This window comes from Delftia acidovorans SPH-1 (assembly GCF_000018665.1).
Taxonomy (GTDB): domain Bacteria; phylum Pseudomonadota; class Gammaproteobacteria; order Burkholderiales; family Burkholderiaceae_C; genus Comamonas; species Comamonas acidovorans.
Genome location: NC_010002.1, coordinates 181,804 through 199,921 on the forward strand (window position 1 = coordinate 181,804; position 18,118 = coordinate 199,921).

The window sequence follows — 18,118 nt, forward strand, 5'->3', positions numbered from 1 at the left end:
ACCTGGCGGTTCCTGGTGAAACCTGGCCGCCACCCTGGGTCAGATGGCCTTGCAGTGTAGTGGTGGCGTCCTGCAGGTACGGCAACGCGCGTGTGTCCGTCTGTGCGCGCGTGTCCAGGTCTTCTCAGGTCGTTCCTGGTCAATTGCCGCTGCGCTTGTCCGATCCGGCCAGCGATGTCCCCGGCAAACCGTCCTCAATTTTCGTGGTGTCTTTGCGCGCGGATCTTGACTTCAAGTTCACTTGAACTTGAAGAATGCAACCCATTGTGAGCAACCGCCTGGAAGGCCTCCAGAGCCCGCGGTCCCGCCCCTTTTTCCGGCCCCGCCGCAGCCCCGGCAGCAGGGCCTTGCCCATCCCCCTCAAGGAGAGTCGATCCATGCCCGTTCTTCCACCGCCGCCGTTGCGGCGTGCCCTGTTCGGAGGCGCCCTGGCGGCGCTGGCCCTGCTTGCCGGCTGCCGACCGCAGGCCGTGGGCGATGCCCACGCCAGCGACGGCCCGCCGCCTGCGCCCGAGGTGCTGGTGAGCGAGGTCGTGCCGGCCAGCGTGCGTGTCTGGGACGAGTTCAACGGCCGCATCGATGCCGTGGAGTCCGTGCAGCTGCGCCCGCGCGTGTCGGGCTATATCGAGCGCATTGCCTTCAGCGAGGGGCAGGAGGTCAGGAAGGGCCAGCTGCTGTTCGTGATCGACCAGCGGCCCTATCGCGCCGCCCTGGCCAGCGCCGAGGCCGAGCTGGAGCGCACGCGCGCAGGCGCCGCGCTGGCCCGCACCCAGGACCAGCGTGCCCGCCAGCTGGTGGCCGAGCATGCCGTCTCGCGCGAGGAGGCCGATACGCGTGCCGGCGCCCTGGCCCAGAGCGCCGCCCAGGTGCGTGCTGCCGAGGCCGCGCTGGCGGCAGCCCGGCTCAACCTGGATTTCACCGAGGTGCGCGCGCCGGTCTCCGGCCGCGCGGGCCGCGCCCTGCTCACCGTGGGCAACCTGGCCCAGGCCGACCAGAGCGTGCTGACCACCGTGGTTTCGCAGGACCCGGTGTATGTCTACTTCGATGCGGACGAGCACAGCTTCCTGCGGCAGCAGCAGGCCGCCAAGGACACCAAGGGGCGGCCCGGCGTGCAGCGGCCCGTGCGTGTGGGGCTGGCCGGCGACGAAGGCTTTCCGCATGCGGGCAGCCTGGACTTCACCGACAACCAGCTCAACGCGGGCACGGGCACGGTGCGCATGCGCGCCCGCCTGCCCAATCCCGACCGCCTGCTGACGCCGGGCCTGTTCGCGCGCGTGCAACTGCAAGACGCGCAGGGCGCGGGCGGCGAGCGGCAGACACTGCTGATCGACGACAAGGCCGTGCTCACCGACCAGGACCGCAAGTACGTCTATGTGGTGGGCGAGGGCAACAAGGCCGAGCGCCGCGACCTGGAGCTGGGCCGCATGGTCGATGGCCGGCGCGTGGTGGACAAGGGGCTGGCGGCGGGCGACAGCCTGGTGGTCGGCGGCCTGCAGCGCATCTACTACCCCGGCATGCCGATCAGCCCCAAGCCTGCGCCCGGCGATGGGCAGGCGGCGGTGGCCAAGGCGCCGGCCGTGGCCGCGCAGTGAACCGGGAAGCACCATGGACTTCTCCAAATTCTTCATAGACCGGCCGATCTTCGCGGTCGTGCTCTCCATCATCCTGTTCGCCGTGGGGCTGGTCGCGATTCCGCAGCTGCCCGTGGGCGAGTATCCCGAGGTCGTGCCGCCCAGCGTGGTGGTGCGCGCCACCTATCCGGGCGCCAATCCCAAGGAGGTCGCCGAGTCGGTGGCCGTGCCGCTGGAGGAGGCCATCAACGGCGTCGAAGGCCTGATGTACATGAAGTCGGTCGCGGCGTCCGACGGCAGCCTGCAGGTGGTCTCCACCTTCCGCCCCGACGTCGATCCCGACACGGCCGCCGTGCGCGTGCAAAACCGCGTCAGCCAGGCCCAGAGCCGTCTGCCCGAGGAGGTGCGCCAGTTCGGCGTGACCACGCAAAAGCAGTCGTCCACGCCGCTGATGTACGTGGGCCTGGTGTCCCAGGATGGCCAGCATGACGCGCTGTACCTGCGCAACTACGTCACGCTCAAGATCAAGGACGTGCTGGCACGCATTCCGGGCATTGGCGACGTGGGCATCTACGGCGCGGGCGACTACGCCATGCGCGTGTGGCTGGACCCGGACAAGGTGGCCGCGCGCCAGCTCACGGCGCCCGAGGTGATTGCCGCCATCCGCGAGCAGAACATCCAGGTCTCGGCCGGGCAATTGGGCGCGCAGCCCAGTCCGCAGAGCGCGGACAAGCTGCTGTCCATCAACGTGCGCGGGCGGCTGAAGACGCCCGAGGAATTCGGCAGCATCGTGCTCAAGGGCGGTGCGGACGGCCAGGTCGTGCGCCTGGCCGACGTGGCCCGCATCGAGCTGGGCGCCAGCGACTACACGCTGCGCTCGTGGAGCGACAAGAAGAACATGGCGGCCGTGGGCATCTTCCTGTCGCCCGGCGCCAATGCGCTGGGCGTGGCCGAGCAGGTCTACGCGGCCATGGACAAGCTCTCGCAGGACCTGCCCGAGGGCGTGGCCTTCGAGACGGTCTGGGACCCCACGGTCTTCGTGCGCGACTCCATCAAGGCGGTGCAGAGCACGCTGATCGAGGCCGTCATCCTCGTGGTGCTGGTGGTCATCGTCTTCCTGCAGACCTGGCGCGCCTCCATCATTCCGCTGCTGGCCGTGCCCGTGTCCATCGTCGGCACCTTCGCGGGGCTGTACCTGCTGGGCTACTCCATCAACACGCTGACCCTGTTCGGCCTGGTGCTGGCCATCGGCATCGTGGTGGACGACGCCATCGTGGTGGTGGAGAACGTGGAGCGCTATATCGAGGAAGGGCACACGCCCCTGGAGGCGGCCCACCTGGCGATGAAGGAGGTCTCGGGCCCCATCATCGCCATCGCCCTGGTGCTGTGCGCGGTCTTCGTGCCCATGGCCTTTCTCAGCGGCGTGACGGGGCAGTTCTACAAGCAGTTCGCCGTGACGATTGCCATCTCCACGGTGATCTCGGCCATCAACTCGCTGACGCTGTCGCCCGCGCTGGCGGCCAAGCTGCTGCAGCCGCGCGGCGCGCCGCGCGATCCGCTGGCGCGCGGGCTGGACCGCAGTCTGGGCTGGCTCTTCCGGCCCTTCAACCGCTTCTTCGACCGCAGCGCCCACGGCTACCAGAACTCTGTGGGGCATTCGCTGCGCCGCCGGGGCCTGGTGTTCGCGGTCTATGCGGCGCTGCTGGCGGGCACGGCCGTGCTGTTCCAGGCCGTGCCGGGCGGCTTCATCCCGCTGCAGGACAAGCTGTACCTGTTCGGCGGCGCCAAGCTGCCCGAGGGGGCTTCGCTGAACCGCACGGATGCGGTCACGCGCCAGATGGTCGATGCCGCCAAAAGCGTGGAAGGCGTGGACATGGTCGCCGCCTTCGCGGGCTTCAACGCGCTGCAGTCCACGACCACGCCCAACCTGACCAGCGCCTACATCATGCTCAAGCCCTTCGGCGAGCGCACGCGCAGCGCCGAGGCCATCAATGCCGAGCTGGGCGCCAAGTTCTCGCAGATCGAGGGCGGCTTCGCCTATGCGCTGATGCCCCCGCCCATCCAGGGCCTGGGCAACGGCTCGGGCTACTCGCTATTCCTGCAGGACCGCGCGGGCCTGGGCTACGCGGCGCTGCAGCAGGCGCTGCAGGCCTTCCAGGCCGAGATCGCCAAAACGCCGGGCATGACCTACCCGGTCAGCAGCTACCAGTCCAACATCCCGCAGCTGGAAGTCAAGGTGGACCGCACCAAGGCCAAGGCCCAGGGCCTGGCGCTGACCGACCTGTTCCAGACGCTGCAGGCCTACCTGGGATCGGTCTACGTCAACGACTTCAACGCCTTCGGCCGCGTCTGGCGCGTGATGCTGCAGGCCGACGCGGACCACCGCCAGACCGTGGAGGACATCGCCAGTCTGCGCACGCGCAATGCGCGCGGCGAGATGGTGCCCATAGGCTCCATGGTCACCGTGGTGCCCAGCTTCGGCCCCGACCCGGTGCTGCGCTACAACGGCTTCCCGGCGGCCGATCTGATCGGCGACTCCGACCCGCGCGTGCTGTCCTCGGGCGAGGTGCTGGCCAAGCTCCAGGAGATCGCGCAGCGCACGCTGCCGCGCGGCATCGAGCTGGCCTGGACCGACCTGAGCTACCAGCAGGTGGAGCAGAGCAACGCCGCGGCCGTGGTCTTCGCCATTGCCGTGATGCTGGTCTTCCTGGTGCTGGCCGCGCTCTACGAAAGCTGGACGCTGCCGCTGGCCGTGATCCTCATCGTGCCCGTGTGCATCTGCGCGGCGCTGTTCGGCGTCTGGCTGGCCGGGGGGGACAACAACGTCTTCGTGCAGGTGGGCCTGGTTGTGCTGATGGGGCTGGCCTGCAAGAACGCCATCCTGATCGTGGAATTCGCGCGCGAGCTGGAGCTGCGCGGCGTGGGCATCGTCGATGCCGCGCTGCAGGCCTGCCGCCTGCGGCTGCGCCCCATCGTCATGACCTCGATCGCCTTCATCGCGGGGGCCGTGCCTTTGCTCATCGGTGGCGGCGCGGGCAGCGAGGTGCGCGCGGCCACGGGCGTGACCGTGTTCTCGGGAATGCTGGGCGTGACCCTGTTCGGCCTGTTCCTCACGCCGGTGTTCTACGTCACGCTGCGCCGGCTTTCGGGCCGCGCGCTGACGGGGCATGCGCCTGCGCATTCCACCGGGCCTGCCCAGCCCGCCTCCCTGGAGTCCCCACATGCCTGAGATACGCAAGTCCCTGAGCCGCCACGCGCTGGCGCTGGCATCCGCCGCCCTGGTGGGCGGCTGCGCGGTCGGCCCCGACTTCAAGGCGCCTGCGGCGCCGCGGGCCGCAGCGCAGTTCGCGCGGGCCGAGCCTGCACCGGCCACCCCGCAGGCCGAGCCCGATGCCGCCTTCTGGCGCCAGTTCCAGGACCCGCAGCTGACGCAACTGGTGGAGCGCGCGCTGGGCGACAACCAGGACCTGCAGGTGGCGCTGGCGCGGCTGGACGGTGCCCAGGCGCTGCTGCGCGAAAGCCGCTTCGACCAGCTGCCCACGGTCACGATGTCGGGCCGGGCCACGCAGCAAAAGCTCAGCGAGAGCGAGGCCTTCTATGGCCCGCGCAGCCAGCGCAGCTACACGGCCGGATTGGCCGCCAGCTGGGAGATCGACGTGTTCGGCCGCGTGCGGCGCAGCATCGAGGCGCGGCATGCCGACCTGCGCGCCGATGCGGCCGACCTGGCGGCCCTGCAGGTGGCCATTGCGGCCCAGGTGGCGGGCAGCTACGCCGACCTGCGCGGCTGGCAGCAGCGCCTGGCCTTGGCGCAGGCCAATGCGGCCAACCAGCAGGACACGCTGCGCCTGGTGCAGCTGCGCCTGGCGCACGGCAGCGGCACCGAGTTCGACCTGGCGCGCGCCCAGGCCCAGCTGGAGGCCACGCGCTCGCGCATTCCCGCGCTGCAGGCGCAGATCGCCATGGCGCAGCACCGGTTGGCCGTGCTCACGGGCCAGGTGCCCGAGGCGCTGATTGCCGTGCTGGATGTGCCTGCCGCCCTGCCGCAGCTGCCGCCGGCCATCGACCCCGGCACGCCGGCCGGCCTGCTGCGCCGGCGCCCGGACGTGGCCGTGGCCGAGGCACGGCTGCATGCGGCCACGGCACGCATCGGCGTGGCCACGGCCGACCTGTTCCCGCGCCTGTCGCTGGGCGGCCTGCTGGGCAGCACGGCGTTGCACGGCGGCTCGCTGTTCGAGGGCGCCAGCGCCCGCAGCAGCGTGTTCCTGGGCGTGGACTGGTCCTTTCTCGACGTGGGCCGCGTGCGGGCGCGCATCGCGGCCAGCGAGGCCGGCGCCCAGGCCGCGCTGGCCCAGTACCAGCAGACCGTGCTGCTGGCGCTGGAGGACACGGAGAACGCCCTTGTGCGCCTGCAGCGCACGCGCAGCGAAGACGCCCACCTGGCCCAGGCCGCCGAGCAGCGCCAGCGTGCCGAGCAACTGGCGCAGCGCCGCTACCAGCTGGGCAGCGTGGGCCTGTACGAAGTGCTGGATGCGCAGCGCGACCTGTATGCGGCCCAGGACGCGGCCGCCGACAGCCGTGCGCGCGGCCTGCGCGCCGCCGTGGCGCTGTACCAGGCCCTGGCCGGCGGCTGGGACGGAAAGCTGCCGCCGGCCTGAGCGTGCGGCGCGCATTGCCACAAGGGACGGCCAGGCGCCGTCCCTTTTTTCTTGTCCGGCGCACCCGGTGAAAACCACGAGGACCAGGGGCTTGCCTCATTTTTTTCTTATCGGATAATTTTCTCATTGGAAAAAAAATGGAGCAATGGATGATGGAAAGCCAGGTTCTGGATTTCGCCGTGATCGGTGCCGGCATGGCCGGCGCCTCCGTGGCCTGGCGGCTGGCCGGGGGTGGCGCCTCGGTGCTGGTGCTGGAACGCGAGCCGCAGCCCGGATACCACGCCACGGGCCGCTCGGCCGCCATGTTCATGGAGAGCTACGGCACTGCGCAGATACGCGCGCTGACACGCGCCAGCCGTGGCTTCTACAGCGCGCCTCCGGAAGGTTTTTGCGAACACGCGCTGCTGCAGCCGCGCAGCGTGCTCTACATAGGGACGGCCGGCCAGGAACCCCAGCTGGACGAGGCCCTGGCCATGTACCGCCGCGACGGCCTGCGCGCCGAGCGCATCGACGCGCGCCAGGCCTGCGCCCTGGTGCCCTGCCTGCAGGAGAGCCTGCTCGTGGGCGCCGTGCATGACCTGGACGCCATGGACATCGACGTGGCCGAACTGCACCAGGGCTTTCTGCGCGGCATGGCGCGTGCCGGTGCGCGGCTGCGCTGCGGCGCCGAACTGTCGGGCGCCGAGCGTGAGGTGGATGGTGATGGCCAGGGCCTGTGGACCCTGGTGCTGCAGGACGGGTCACAGGTCCGCGCCCGCGCCGTGGTCAATGCCGCAGGCGCCTGGGCCGATGCCGTGGCCCGGCTGTGCGGCGCGCGGCCGCTGGGCATCGAGCCCCGGCGCCGCTCGGCCTTCACCTTTGCCGCGCCCGAGGGCGAGGACATCCACGGCTGGCCTGCCGTGATCGGCGTGGACGAGAGCTTCTACTTCAAGCCCGATGCGGGCCAGCTGCTGGGCTCGCCCGCCAATGCCGATCCCGTGCCGCCGCACGACGTGGTGGCCGAGGAACTGGACGTGGCCATGGGCATAGACCGCATCGAGACACTGACCCGCCTGCGCATACGCCGGCCGCGCCATGTCTGGGCCGGGCTGCGCAGCTTTGCGCCCGACGACGACTTCGTGATCGGCTGGGATGCGCAGCGCGAGGGATTTTTCTGGCTGGCCGGGCAGGGCGGCTACGGCATACAGACGGCGGCCGGCGCCTCGGCCGCCGCGGCCGCACTGCTGATGCGCGAGCCGCTGCCCGCCGAGCTGCTGGCGCAGGGCGTCGATGCCCTGCGGCTGAGTCCGGCGCGCTTCGCGGCCTGACCCGTCATCCCTTTTTCACCTTTTCAGCCCCCGCAACACACAACAATCCAAGGAGACAGGCATGGGTGCATTCAAGGAAGTGAGCAGGATTGCCGGCGCCTTCGTCGGCGTCATCGTCGGGGCGGGCTTCGCCTCGGGGCAGGAGATATTGCAGTTCTTCGCGGGCTTTGGCGCCATCGGCCTGGCGGGCTGCCTGGTGGCGGCCCTGGCCTTCGTCTTCCTGTCCATGGCGTTCTCCACCATGGGCCAGCGCCTGCAGGCCGGCTCGCACAAGGAGGTGGTGCAGGCCCTTCTGGGCCGGCATGTGGGCATGGTGTTCGATGTGCTGATCACCTTCTTCCTGTTTGCCATCACGGTGGTCATGCTGGCGGGCGCAGGCTCGCTGCTGCACCAGTGGCTGGGCCTGCCCGAGGTCTGGGGCAGCGTGCTGGCCACCGTGGCCACGGTGCTCATCGTCTGCCTGGACGTGGGCCGGGTGATCGCCTTCATCGGCGCCGTCACGCCGCTGCTGGTGTTCATGACCGTGGTGGTCGCCGGCTACGTGCTGCTGACTCCCCACGGCGACATGGCCGCGCTGGAAGCCGCCGCCGCCTCCCAGCCCCGGGGCGCCGGCCACTGGCTGGTGGCCGCGCTGCTCTATGTTTCCTACAACGTGGTGGCAGGCATGCCCTTCCTGGTGATCATGGGCGGGCAGGCCAGCTCGCGCCGCGTGGCGCTGTGGGGCGGCGTGGCGGGCGGGCTGCTGCTGGGCCTGCTGATGCTGATGATCGCGGCCGCGATGTACTGGCGCATGGACACGCTGGGCGGTCTGTCCATGCCCATGCTCTCGCTGGCCACGCAGATCTCGCCCTGGCTGGGGCACCTGATGTCGCTGGTCATCTTCGGCATGATCCTCAACACGGCCGTGGGCATGCTCTATGCCTTCGTGGCCCGCATCCTGCCGGCCGGCACGCCGCGTTTTCGCTGGGGAACGGGCGTGGCGGGCGTGCTGGCCCTGGGCGGCAGCTTCGCGGGCTTCATCACGCTGGTGGGCATGGTCTACCCGGTCTATGGCTACATCGGCTTCGCCCTCATGGCCTGCGCGCTGGTGGGCTGGCTGCGCATGGGCCGCAGGCAGGCGCCCGGGGCCGGCCTGCGCGGCGCCTGACGGCCGGGCCTGACCCTAGAATCGGGCGGTCGCCAGCCCCGATCGCCCGCTTCATGCCCAGCCCCCGCACCAGATCCAGCCCCAGGTCCAGCCCCAGGTCCAGCACTCTCCCCACGCCGGACCAGGTCCTCGCCGCCGTGCTGCCGGGCGCCCGCACGGCCGCCGCCATGCCTGCGGGCAAGCACGAAGTGGGCGCCAAGCTGCGCAAGGCGCGCAAGGAGCGCGGCCTGACGCTGCAGCAGGTGGCCGAAAGCAGCGGGCTGGCCGTGTCCACCATCTCCAAGGCCGAGCGCGGCCAGATCGCGCTGAGTTACGAGAAGGTGCTCATGCTGGGCAACGCGCTGGACATCGACATGACGCGGCTGTTCATGGTCGGGGACGCCCAGCAGGCGGCCGGCGATACGCCCACCGTGGTCAAGGACTGCTTCGAGGACGTGCAGCGCTACGAGACCGACCAGTACCTCTACAGCGTGCTGTGCGGCGCCTTCCCGGGCAAGAAGATGCAGCCCCTGGTGGCCGTGATCAATGCGCGCGAGGCCGGGGAATTCTCGGAGACCATCCGCCATGCGGGCCAGGAGTTCGTGATGGTGCTCTCGGGCCGGGTGCGCATCCTGTTCGAGAACGGCGAATCGGTGGAGCTGGGCCGCCACGAGGCCGCATATTTCGACAGCGGCGTGGGCCATGTGTATGTGAGCCTGAGCCGCCAGCCGGCGCAAGTCGTCTCTGTCTGCACCTGAAATGGTTAGCACCCCCTGAGCGGCTGCGCCGCTTCCCCCTCTCTCGCTACGCGGGAGGGGGACGACACCCTCGGTGCGGGGCGGCGCGGCCGGCATAGGCCCTTCCTCGGTGTCTCTGGCGTGGGGGTGCGCTAGTTTCATAGGTCGCGCCTCTTGTTTGGGGCGCAGGCCGTTTTTCTGGGGGAATCCTCGTGCCCGGCACGGCCGCCCCGGAGTTCCTACAATCGCTGCCCATGAGCCTGCCCCAGTACACCCGCGCCAAAGAGCTTCCCGCCATCCTTGCCAAGCGCCTCGTCATTCTTGACGGCGCCATGGGCACCATGATCCAGCGCTTCAAGCTGGGAGAGGCCCAGTACCGGGGCCAGGGCTACACGGGCCCCGGCAGCGTGGGCGACCGCTTCAAGGACTTCCCGCATGACGTCAAGGGCAACAACGAGCTGCTGTCGCTCACCCGCCCCGACGTGATCCGCGACATCCACGACAAGTACCTGGCCGCCGGCGCCGACCTGATCGAGACCAATACCTTCGGCGCGACCACGATTGCGCAGGACGACTACCACATGGCCGATCTGGCGCGCGAGATGAATCTCAAGAGCGCCCAGCTGGCCCGCGCGGCCTGCGACAAGTACAGCACGCCCGGCCATCCGCGCTACGTGGCCGGTGCCCTGGGCCCCACGCCCAAGACGGCCAGCATCAGCCCCGACGTGAACGATCCGGGCGCGCGCAACGTGAATTTCGAGCAGCTGCGCCAGGCCTACCTGGAGCAGACGCTGGCGCTGATCGAGGGCGGCGCCGACGTCATCCTGGTCGAGACCATCTTCGACACGCTCAACGCCAAGGCCGCGCTGTTCGCGGTGGACGAGGCCTTCGAGCAAAGCGGCGAATGCCTGCCCATCATGATCAGCGGCACGGTGACCGATGCCTCGGGCCGCATCCTGTCCGGGCAGACGGTGACGGCCTTCTGGCACAGCGTGCGCCATGCCAACCCGCTGTCCATCGGCCTGAACTGCGCGCTGGGCGCGGCGCTGATGCGCCCCTACGTCCAGGAACTGAACAAGGCCGCGCCCGAGACCTTCATCAGCTGCTACCCCAACGCCGGCCTGCCCAATCCCATGAGCGACACGGGCTTTGACGAGACGCCCGAGGTCACCAGCCGCCTGGTGCACGAATTCGCGTCCGAAGGCCTGGTCAACATCGTGGGCGGCTGCTGCGGCACCACGCCGGACCACATCGGCGCCATCGCCAAGGCCGTGGGCAGCACGCCCACGCGCCGCCTGTTCTACCCGGAATCGGCCTGATGGCCCGGGCGGAGCCTCTGACATGAGTTCGCCGCTGCCGCCCGTCCCGTCCCCTGCCGCAGGGCTGCCGCTGCCAGTGGCGGCGCCTGTGCCCGGCCCGGCCGCTGGTGCGCCGGTGGCGCCACAGGCTCCGTCCGCTGCGGTGGCGCCGGCTTCCCCCGCGTCACCCACTTCCCCCGCTCCACCCGCGTCATCCGCGTCACCCTCCATTCCCGTCACGCCGCCAGCGGCCACGGCCGTGCGCTGGTCGCCCGAGATGCTGCAAAGCCTGCGCCTGCAGGCCTTCGAGCAATTGGTGGCCCAGCTGGCGCGCCAGGTCCAGTCCAGCCCCGGCGCGCCCGCGCCGCAGTGGCCGGCCAGCGGCGTGTCCGAGGCGCTGGGCCGGCTGCTGGAGGCCTTGCTGGCCCAGGTAGGTACTCAGCAGGGCCAGGCCCTGCAGCTGCTGGCAGCCCAGCCGGGTTCGGCGGCCTTGCTGCAGGCGCTGGCCGCCGGCACGACAGCTGGTGCAGCGGCAGGTACAGCGGCAGGTACAGCGGCGGCCGGAGGGCAAGCGCAGTCGTCCCAGAGTCCGCAGACGGGGACATCGGCCTCTGCCCAGGCCGGCGCTGCGCCGCAGGCGACATCTTCCTCGCCTGCACTGCAGGCCGCAGCCTCCCTGCAGCCCTCTGCTGCCGCAGTGACGCTGGCCGTGGCAGCCGCCAAGGCCAAGGTGGTGGATGCGCTGCTGGCCGGATCGGGGCTGGCGCCGCAGGCCGGTGCCAGCGCGCCTGGAGGTGTTGCAGGCGGCCCAACCCAGACCCTGCCCGCGCTGCAAAGCTGGTGGGTGCAGCAGGGCACGCTGCTGACGCCCCAGGGCGAGCGCGGCTTCACGCTGAGCCTGCAGGTGCCCCAGGCCTGGGCCCAGGCGCAGGGCGCGGCCATGGCGCTGGCGGCCGCATCGGCTTCCGCGCCGGGTGCGGCCCTTTTCACGGCGGCTGCGGCCCTGCCTGCGGGCGCTGCGCTGCCCTTGGCGGGCGCCCAGGCCGCGGAGCCGGGCCTGCGCCTGCCGCTGGATGCCTCGCTGCAATCGCTGGCCTCGGGGCCGGTGGCCGTGGTGGTGCAGCCGCGTGGCGCCGATGCGCTGCGCACCAGCGCCCTGCTGCTGCTGGAGCTGCAGCCGCTGCGCCAGCCGGGTGGCGCCATGGCGACGCCGGCCGGCCTGGCCTCGGTGGCTTCGCTGTCGCCTGCGCTTGCGCAGGAGGTGCAGCAGATGCTGCAGCAGCGCAACGATCCCTGGCTGCACATGGCGGCGGCCCAGGCCTCGGGCGCCTTGCCGCGCGAGCGCCGCGCCTTCGAGCACCAGTCGCATTTCTGCACCACCGAAGGCTGCCAGTACGAGGGCCGCGCACCCTGCGCCCAGCCTTTTTGCAGCGAGATGAACCGTCTCTGGGACGTGTCGCGCACCGAGCGCAGCCGCTGACGACCTGACCCCGTCCCGGGGCCGCCACGCTACGAAACTGACCGGGCCTGACGGTGGCGTGGCCATCGCCGGCCCCAGCTTTCATAATGCCGGCTGTCGTTCGCCATCTGCGCGGATGACGTCTTTGGCCGGGATGTGCAATGAATGTGCAGCGATCATGCTGCGATCTGCATCCTGGCTGCCTCCAAGTCGCTGCAAGCCACCAGCCCGCCGCGCACCTTCCAGCCACCTCTGTCGTGGCAACCCCCGTCGCCGTTTGCGCATGCCCCCGGGCCGCGCCGGTGTTGTGCCATCTTTCATTTCCAGGAACCCGTTCAGGATGCGTTGTACCTCCCGCTTGACCCTTGCTTCTCTCGCCGTTGCGGCTGCCCTGCCGGTGGCTGCCCAGTCATCTGCCACAGGCTCCAACGTCACCATCAGCGGTTATCTCGACGCTGGCGTGTTCCGGGATTTCGACAAGACCAGCAAGCTGGGCACGATTCAGCGCAGCAACCTGGCGATTGCCGGTTTCGAGGACCTGGGCGGTGGCCTGAAGGCCACCTTCCGGCTGAGCACGCGCTTCGACCTGGACACGGGCCTGACCGAGGACTATCCGAAGAAGCCCTTCTGGCATGACGAGTCCACCGTGGGCCTGCAGGGCAGCTGGGGCCATCTGCGCCTGGGCCGCGCGCTCAGCGCCATGTGGAGCCAGGAGTGGCAGTTCGACCCCTGGGGCAACTTCAACCGCATCGCCTCGCCCGCCTGGCACATGGCCCACTACCTGACGCCGACCGACCGCGCCAGCAACAACGGCTCGCCCGAGTACGGCCGCATGTCCAACGGCGTGTTCTACGATTCGCCCAAGTTCGGCGGCTTTTCGCTGCACCTGAGCGCCTCGCCCGAGCGCACCGAGGCGCCGGGCCGCCAGGGCCGTGCGCGCTCGGTGTCGGTCAACTACGACCAGGGCGCAGTGGCGGCCATGCTGGCGCACGAGCGCAACGGCAGCGGCGACACCGACCTGTACATGGGCGGCAAGTACCGCATCGGCACGGCAGCGGTGATGCTGGCCTATGACCGCAGCAAGTCGGGCACGCCCGGCACGGGGCCCGACAAGTCGCGCATGGTCTCGCTGGGCGCCACCTACGGCATCGGGGCGACCACGCTCAAGGCCAGCTATGCACGCCAGCGGCTGGACCGCGATACCAACAACATGCTGTCGCTGGGCGCCGAGTACGCGCTGTCCAAGCGCACCATGCTCTACACCAGCCTGGGACACCAGCGCTACGAGAACCAGAGCTCGCGCACGGCCTTCGGCGTGGGCATGGCCCATTCCTTCTGATCAATGCGCTTCCCAGCGGCCTGACTGGGCAGCGCTGGCGATCCTGGCCAGGCCTGGAGCCGGCATGGGCTGAGGGGTGGCGGGCAGGGCGGTGAGTTCCAGGCCTTGCTCCAGCTTGAAGACGCTCACGGCCTGCTGCAGGCCATAGGCCTGCTCCTGCAGGGAATGGGCGGCGGCGGCGGCTTCCTCGACCAGGGCGGCGTTCTGCTGGGTGACCTGGTCCATCTGCGAGATGGCCTGGTTGATCTGCTCCAGGCCCGCCGTCTGCTCGACGCTGGCGGCCGTGATCTCTCCCATGATGTCGGTCACGTTGCGCACGCTGCTGACGATGTTCTGCATGGTCTGGCCGGCCTGCGCCACCAGGGCCGATCCGGTGCTGACCTTGCCGTTGGAGTCCTCGATGAGCAGCTTGATCTCCTTGGCCGCATCGGCGCAGCGCCGCGCCAGGGCGCGCACTTCGGCAGCCACCACGGCAAACCCACGGCCCTGCTCGCCGGCACGCGCGGCTTCCACGGCCGCGTTGAGCGCGAGGATGTTGGTCTGAAAGGCGATGGCGTCGATCACGCCGATGATGTCGGCGATCTTGCGCGAGGAGGCATGGATGGCGCCCATGGTGTCCACCACCTGGGAGACCACCTCGCCGCCTTGCTGGGCGACGGCCGAGGCCGAGGCCGCCAGCTGGTTGGCCTGGCGCGCGTTGTCGGTGTTCTGACGCACCGTGACGGTGAGCTGCTCCATGGAGGCAGCGGTTTCTTCCAGCGAGCTGGCCTGGTGCTCGGTGCGCACCGATAGATCGTTGTTGCCCGAGGCGATCTGGCAGGAGGCCGTGGCGATCGAGTCCGTGCCATTGCGCACCTGCCGGACGATGTGGATGAGGCTCTGGTCCATGCGGTGCAGTGCGTGCAGCAGCTGGCCTGTTTCGTCGGTGGTGGTGGCCTGGATGCGGCGCGTCAGGTCGCCTTCGGCCACGGCCTGGGCCACGCCCAGGGCCTCGTTCAGCGGACGCGCCACGATGCGCGCCAGCGTGAGCGCCAGGGCCAGCCCCAGCAAAATGCTGGCTCCCAGCAGGCCGACCACCCAGATGCGTGCGCTGCGGTAGAGGGCGTTGGCATGGTCGTTGGCCTGCTGTCCGCCTTCATGGTCGATCTGCACCATGCGGTCGATCTGGTCATACAGGCGTCGGCTCAGCTCCAGCGATTCGCCCTGGGCCAGCACCAGGGCTTCGTCCTTGCGGCCATTGCGCGCCAGGGCCATGACCATGGCGTGCTCCTTGGCGTACTCGTTGCGCAGCCGGCCCAGTTCGTCGTAGGCGGCCTTCTCCGGCGCGGAGCTGATGAAGCTGGCGTAGTTGTCGTAGCTGGTCTGGGTCTTCTTCCACAGCTCGCCCATGATCCTGTCGAAGGCACCGATGTCCTGCTCGCTGGTGGATATCAGGTACTGCAGCTCGTTGACGCGGTAGCGGGCCGTGGTGGCGCGGATGTCGAGCAACATGCGTGATGAAGGCATCCAGCGCGTGGCGATATCGATGGACGCCTGGTTGATCCGGCTGAGCTGCAGCACGGCATAGAGGCCCACGAAGGTGGTCAGCGCCAGGACGGCCACGAAGGCCAGCAGCAGCTTGGAGGAGATCTTGAGATTGCGAAAGGCTTGCATGGCGAAGTCCTGTAGGCGTGTCCCTTGAACGGCAAGGGGGAAAAAGGCGTGCAGCAGGGCGCACCTTGCCTGCCGTGCAGAGCAAGGTGGAACGGGTATCAGCGAAAGAGAAAACGAGGCCCGCAGTGCCCGCTCAGGGGGGGAACCAGCCCGAGGTCCGGCAGATGCGGCCCTTGATGCGGGGCCTCATGGCGCAGGCCCTGTCCGTGCGCCTGCGCTGCGGCGGGCGCTTCGCGGGCATGCCGCAGCAGCGGGGAAGATGCAGGGGATTGCGAACCGTCCGCCTGCACCGTTTGGCACGCGGATACCCGCTGCAGCCAGGCGTTCGGCGGCGGCTGCCGCGCGCTGGGGGCGGGCATTGCGGGTAGTTGTCCTAGGGACTTCGGACAGGGAAAAAGTGGCTATCTGCATCTGTGGTGGGAATTATTTCCGCACCGTCTGAGGATGAGGATGCCCGCCATCTGATTTTGGATAGGACGTGTCCTAAAAGCCGTTTGCAGGCCCGCAGCCCAGCCATCCGCGTCTGCGGACGGCCGGTTTCAAGGCATCGGAAACTTCAGCGCACCAAGGCGCCCTGGGCCTGTCGCCAGTCGCTCAGACCACGCCCTTGACGCGCAGGGCCTGCAGCTGCTGCGCATCCAGGCCCAGGCGCTCGCGCAGCACCTCGTCCGTGTGCTGGCCCAGGGCCGGCGGCGCATGGCGCAGCGTGGTGGGCGTGTCCGACAGGCGCAGCGGGCTGGCCGTGGTCACCACGCGGTTGATGGTCTCGCCCGCAGGCGGCGTGGCGCCCGGATAGCGCTCCTGCTCCACGCGCAGGCCGCGCGCGCGCACCTGGGCATCGTCGAAGGCCTGGCCGATGTGGTTGATGGGGCCGCAGGGCACGGCCTTGTCCTCCAGCAGCGCGATCCACTCGGCCGTGGGCCGGCCGCGCGTGAGATCGGACATCAGCGGGATCAGCGCGTCGCGGTGGATGACGCGGCCGGCATTGGTGGCAAAGCGCTCGTCGCGCGCCCAGTCCACGCCGGCCGCCCCGCAAAAGCGCGCGAACTGGCCGTCGTTGCCGATGGCCAGCAGCATGCGGCCGTCGGCCGTGGGGAAGTCCTGGTAGGGCACGACGCTGGGGTGGGTGTTGCCCTGGCGGCCCGGCACATGGCCGGTGTTCAGGAAGCCCGCGCCCTGGTTGGCCAGCACGGCCATGGCTACGTCCAGCAAGGCCATGTCGATGTGCTGGCCCCGCCCCGTGTGGTGGCGCGCCTCCACGGCGCCCAGGATGGCCGTGGTCGCATACATGCCGGTGAACAGGTCGATCACGGCCACGCCCACGCGCAGCGGGCCGCCGCCGGGCTCGCTGTCGGCGCGGCCCGTGATGCTCATGAGGCCGCTCATGGCCTGCACCAGCAGGTCGTAGCCGGCGCGCGGCGCATAGGGCCCGGTCTGTCCGAAGCCCGTGACCGAGCAGTAGATCAGGCGCGGGTTCAGCGCGCTCAGCGAGGCGTAGTCCAGGCCGTAGCGCTTGAGGCCTCCGGTCTTGAAGTTCTCCACCACCACATCGCTTTGCATGGCCAGCTCGCGGATCAGCTGCTGGCCCTCGGCCGTGGACATGTCCACGGTGATCGATCGCTTGTTACGGTTGCAGGCCGCGAAGTACACGGCGTTGTCCGAGGGATTGCCTTGCGCATCGGGGAAGAAGGGCGGGCCCCAGTGGCGCGTGTCGTCGCCCTCGCCGGGCTTTTCGATCTTGATCACGTCGGCCCCCATGTCGGCCAGGTTCTGGGTGCACCAGGGGCCGGCCAGCACGCGCGAGAGGTCGAGCACGCGCAGATGGCCCAGCGCTCCTGCGGTCTGGGTGGCCGTGTTGTGGATGGGGCTGGGGGAGGGGGTTTCTGTGTGGTTCATGGACTGAGGCGGCTATCCCGGGCAGATGGGCCCATGCTACGGCGCGCGGGCCTGCTGCGGCTTCGCATTTGTGAAAGCGCGCGTTCGCGCACGGGCCGGCACTGCGGTTTGTACTGACGCGCGCGGCTCAGTGCCGGAGCCTGCGGCTTTCTACAATGCCGGATGGCCATGCATTTCGATCTTGTGGATCTGCGCCTTATGGTGCACATCGCCGACGCCAACAGCATGACGCGTGGCGCGGAACTTTCCTTCATCTCCCTGCCGGCGGCCAGCACCCGCATCAAGAACCTGGAAGAGAGCATCGGCACCAAGCTGCTGTACCGCACCAGCCAGGGCGTGACGCTGACGCCGCCGGGCCAGGCCTTCGTCACCCATGCGCGCATGGTGCTGGGCCAGATCGAGCACCTGCGCGGCGACATGCAGGAGTACGTGCGCGGCATCAAGGGCCATGTGCGGGTGTTTGCCAACACCACCTCGCTGGGCGAGTTCCTGCCGCCCGTGCTGCGCCACTACCTGCGCCGCAATCCCGACGTGAACATCGACCTGCGCGAGCGCCTGTCGCACGACATCGTGCGTGCCGTGACCGAGGGGCAGACCGACATCGGCATCGTCGCCGGCCTGGTGCGCACCGAGAACCTGGAGACCCTGCCCTACCGCCGCGACCGCCTGGTGCTGGTCGTGCCGCGCGGCCATGCGCTCGATGGCGAGATGCAGATGGCCTTTGCCGACACGCTGGACCTGGACCATGTGGGCCTGCACGAATCCAGCGCCATCCATGCCTTCCTGCGCCAGGCCAGCGACCAGTTGCACCGGCCCATCAAGCAGCGCATCCAGGTGGGCAACTTCGAGACGGCCTGCCGCATGATCGAGTCCGGCGTGGGCGTGGGCGTGCTGCCCGAATCGGCCGCCAGCCGCCATGCGCATTCCATGGACATCGCCATCGTGCCGCTGTCCGATGCCTGGTCGGTGCGCGAGATGCAGATCTGCGTGCGCAGCCTGGAGGCCCTGCCGTCCTTCGCCCAGGAGCTGGTGGAGCTGCTGGTGGCCGACGCACAGGGCCGGCTCACGCTGGAGTAG

12 protein-coding genes are annotated in these 18,118 nt (G+C 69.7%); 10 read left to right on the forward strand and 2 right to left on the reverse strand.

What is annotated here, in order from left to right; all coding sequences use genetic code 11:
* Window positions 1–377 precede the first annotated feature (377 nt).
* The 9 genes from DACI_RS00810 to DACI_RS00850 all read left to right on the forward strand — a co-directional run bounded on the left by DACI_RS00810 (window position 378) and on the right by DACI_RS00850 (window position 13,492).
* A complete protein-coding gene (locus DACI_RS00810) occupies window positions 378–1,592 on the forward strand; it encodes an efflux RND transporter periplasmic adaptor subunit (protein ID WP_012202102.1) in 1,215 nt (404 codons plus the stop codon).
* Between the two features lie 13 nt (window positions 1,593–1,605).
* Window positions 1,606–4,800 carry an efflux RND transporter permease subunit gene (locus DACI_RS00815; RefSeq protein WP_012202103.1) on the forward strand — a complete coding sequence of 1,065 codons (3,195 nt, stop codon included), beginning with the start codon at window positions 1,606–1,608 and terminating at the stop codon, window positions 4,798–4,800.
* Window positions 4,793–6,226: an efflux transporter outer membrane subunit gene (locus DACI_RS00820; protein WP_012202104.1), complete on the forward strand. Its 1,434-nt coding sequence runs from the start codon at window positions 4,793–4,795 to the stop codon at window positions 6,224–6,226. The genes DACI_RS00815 and DACI_RS00820 overlap by 8 nt, the downstream gene beginning before the upstream one ends.
* 152 nt (window positions 6,227–6,378) lie before the next feature.
* On the forward strand, window positions 6,379–7,533 hold the full coding sequence (locus DACI_RS00825) for an NAD(P)/FAD-dependent oxidoreductase (protein ID WP_269154267.1): 1,155 nt from the start codon (window positions 6,379–6,381) through the stop codon (window positions 7,531–7,533).
* 61 nt (window positions 7,534–7,594) lie between these two features.
* Complete coding sequence (locus DACI_RS00830; RefSeq protein ID WP_012202106.1) at window positions 7,595–8,680, forward strand: YkvI family membrane protein; 1,086 nt, start codon at window positions 7,595–7,597, stop codon at window positions 8,678–8,680.
* Window positions 8,681–8,733: 53 nt separating this feature from the next.
* Window positions 8,734–9,417, forward strand: coding sequence for a helix-turn-helix domain-containing protein (locus tag DACI_RS00835; RefSeq protein ID WP_012202107.1), 684 nt, complete (start codon window positions 8,734–8,736; stop codon window positions 9,415–9,417).
* Window positions 9,418–9,650: 233 nt separating this feature from the next.
* Entirely contained in the window at window positions 9,651–10,715 is a 1,065-nt protein-coding gene (locus DACI_RS00840; protein WP_043780244.1) for a homocysteine S-methyltransferase family protein, read from the forward strand.
* 22 nt (window positions 10,716–10,737) lie between these two features.
* On the forward strand, window positions 10,738–12,174 hold the full coding sequence (locus DACI_RS00845) for a hypothetical protein (protein ID WP_012202109.1): 1,437 nt from the start codon (window positions 10,738–10,740) through the stop codon (window positions 12,172–12,174).
* A gap of 319 nt (window positions 12,175–12,493) precedes the next feature.
* Complete coding sequence (locus DACI_RS00850; protein ID WP_012202110.1) at window positions 12,494–13,492, forward strand: porin; 999 nt, start codon at window positions 12,494–12,496, stop codon at window positions 13,490–13,492.
* Here DACI_RS00850 and DACI_RS00855 read toward each other — a convergent pair whose 3' ends face one another.
* Window positions 13,493–15,145, reverse strand: a complete 1,653-nt coding sequence (locus DACI_RS00855; RefSeq protein ID WP_012202111.1) for a methyl-accepting chemotaxis protein — start codon at window positions 15,143–15,145, stop codon at window positions 13,493–13,495. It lies immediately after the preceding gene.
* Window positions 15,146–15,739: 594 nt separating this feature from the next.
* Window positions 15,740–17,041: a CaiB/BaiF CoA transferase family protein gene (locus DACI_RS00860; RefSeq protein ID WP_012202112.1), complete on the reverse strand. Its 1,302-nt coding sequence runs from the start codon at window positions 17,039–17,041 to the stop codon at window positions 15,740–15,742.
* Between the two features lie 162 nt (window positions 17,042–17,203).
* Between DACI_RS00860 and DACI_RS00865 the strand changes: the two genes are divergently transcribed.
* Window positions 17,204–18,118, forward strand: coding sequence for a LysR family transcriptional regulator (locus DACI_RS00865; RefSeq protein ID WP_012202113.1), 915 nt, complete (start codon window positions 17,204–17,206; stop codon window positions 18,116–18,118).

Bases quoted from the DNA above. Each gene is read 5' to 3' on its own strand.
- DACI_RS00810 (WP_012202102.1), top strand. From the start codon at position 378: ATGCCCGTTCTTCCACCGCCGCCGTTGCGGCGTGCCCTGTTCGGAGGC.
- DACI_RS00815 (WP_012202103.1), top strand. From the start codon at position 1,606: ATGGACTTCTCCAAATTCTTCATAGACCGGCCGATCTTCGCGGTCGTG.
- DACI_RS00820 (WP_012202104.1), top strand. From the start codon at position 4,793: ATGCCTGAGATACGCAAGTCCCTGAGCCGCCACGCGCTGGCGCTGGCA.
- DACI_RS00825 (WP_269154267.1), top strand. From the start codon at position 6,379: ATGGAAAGCCAGGTTCTGGATTTCGCCGTGATCGGTGCCGGCATGGCC.
- DACI_RS00830 (WP_012202106.1), top strand. From the start codon at position 7,595: ATGGGTGCATTCAAGGAAGTGAGCAGGATTGCCGGCGCCTTCGTCGGC.
- DACI_RS00835 (WP_012202107.1), top strand. From the start codon at position 8,734: ATGCCCAGCCCCCGCACCAGATCCAGCCCCAGGTCCAGCCCCAGGTCC.
- DACI_RS00840 (WP_043780244.1), top strand. From the start codon at position 9,651: ATGAGCCTGCCCCAGTACACCCGCGCCAAAGAGCTTCCCGCCATCCTT.
- DACI_RS00845 (WP_012202109.1), top strand. From the start codon at position 10,738: ATGAGTTCGCCGCTGCCGCCCGTCCCGTCCCCTGCCGCAGGGCTGCCG.
- DACI_RS00850 (WP_012202110.1), top strand. From the start codon at position 12,494: ATGCGTTGTACCTCCCGCTTGACCCTTGCTTCTCTCGCCGTTGCGGCT.
- DACI_RS00855 (WP_012202111.1), bottom strand. From the start codon at position 15,145: ATGCAAGCCTTTCGCAATCTCAAGATCTCCTCCAAGCTGCTGCTGGCC.
- DACI_RS00860 (WP_012202112.1), bottom strand. From the start codon at position 17,041: ATGAACCACACAGAAACCCCCTCCCCCAGCCCCATCCACAACACGGCC.
- DACI_RS00865 (WP_012202113.1), top strand. From the start codon at position 17,204: ATGGCCATGCATTTCGATCTTGTGGATCTGCGCCTTATGGTGCACATC.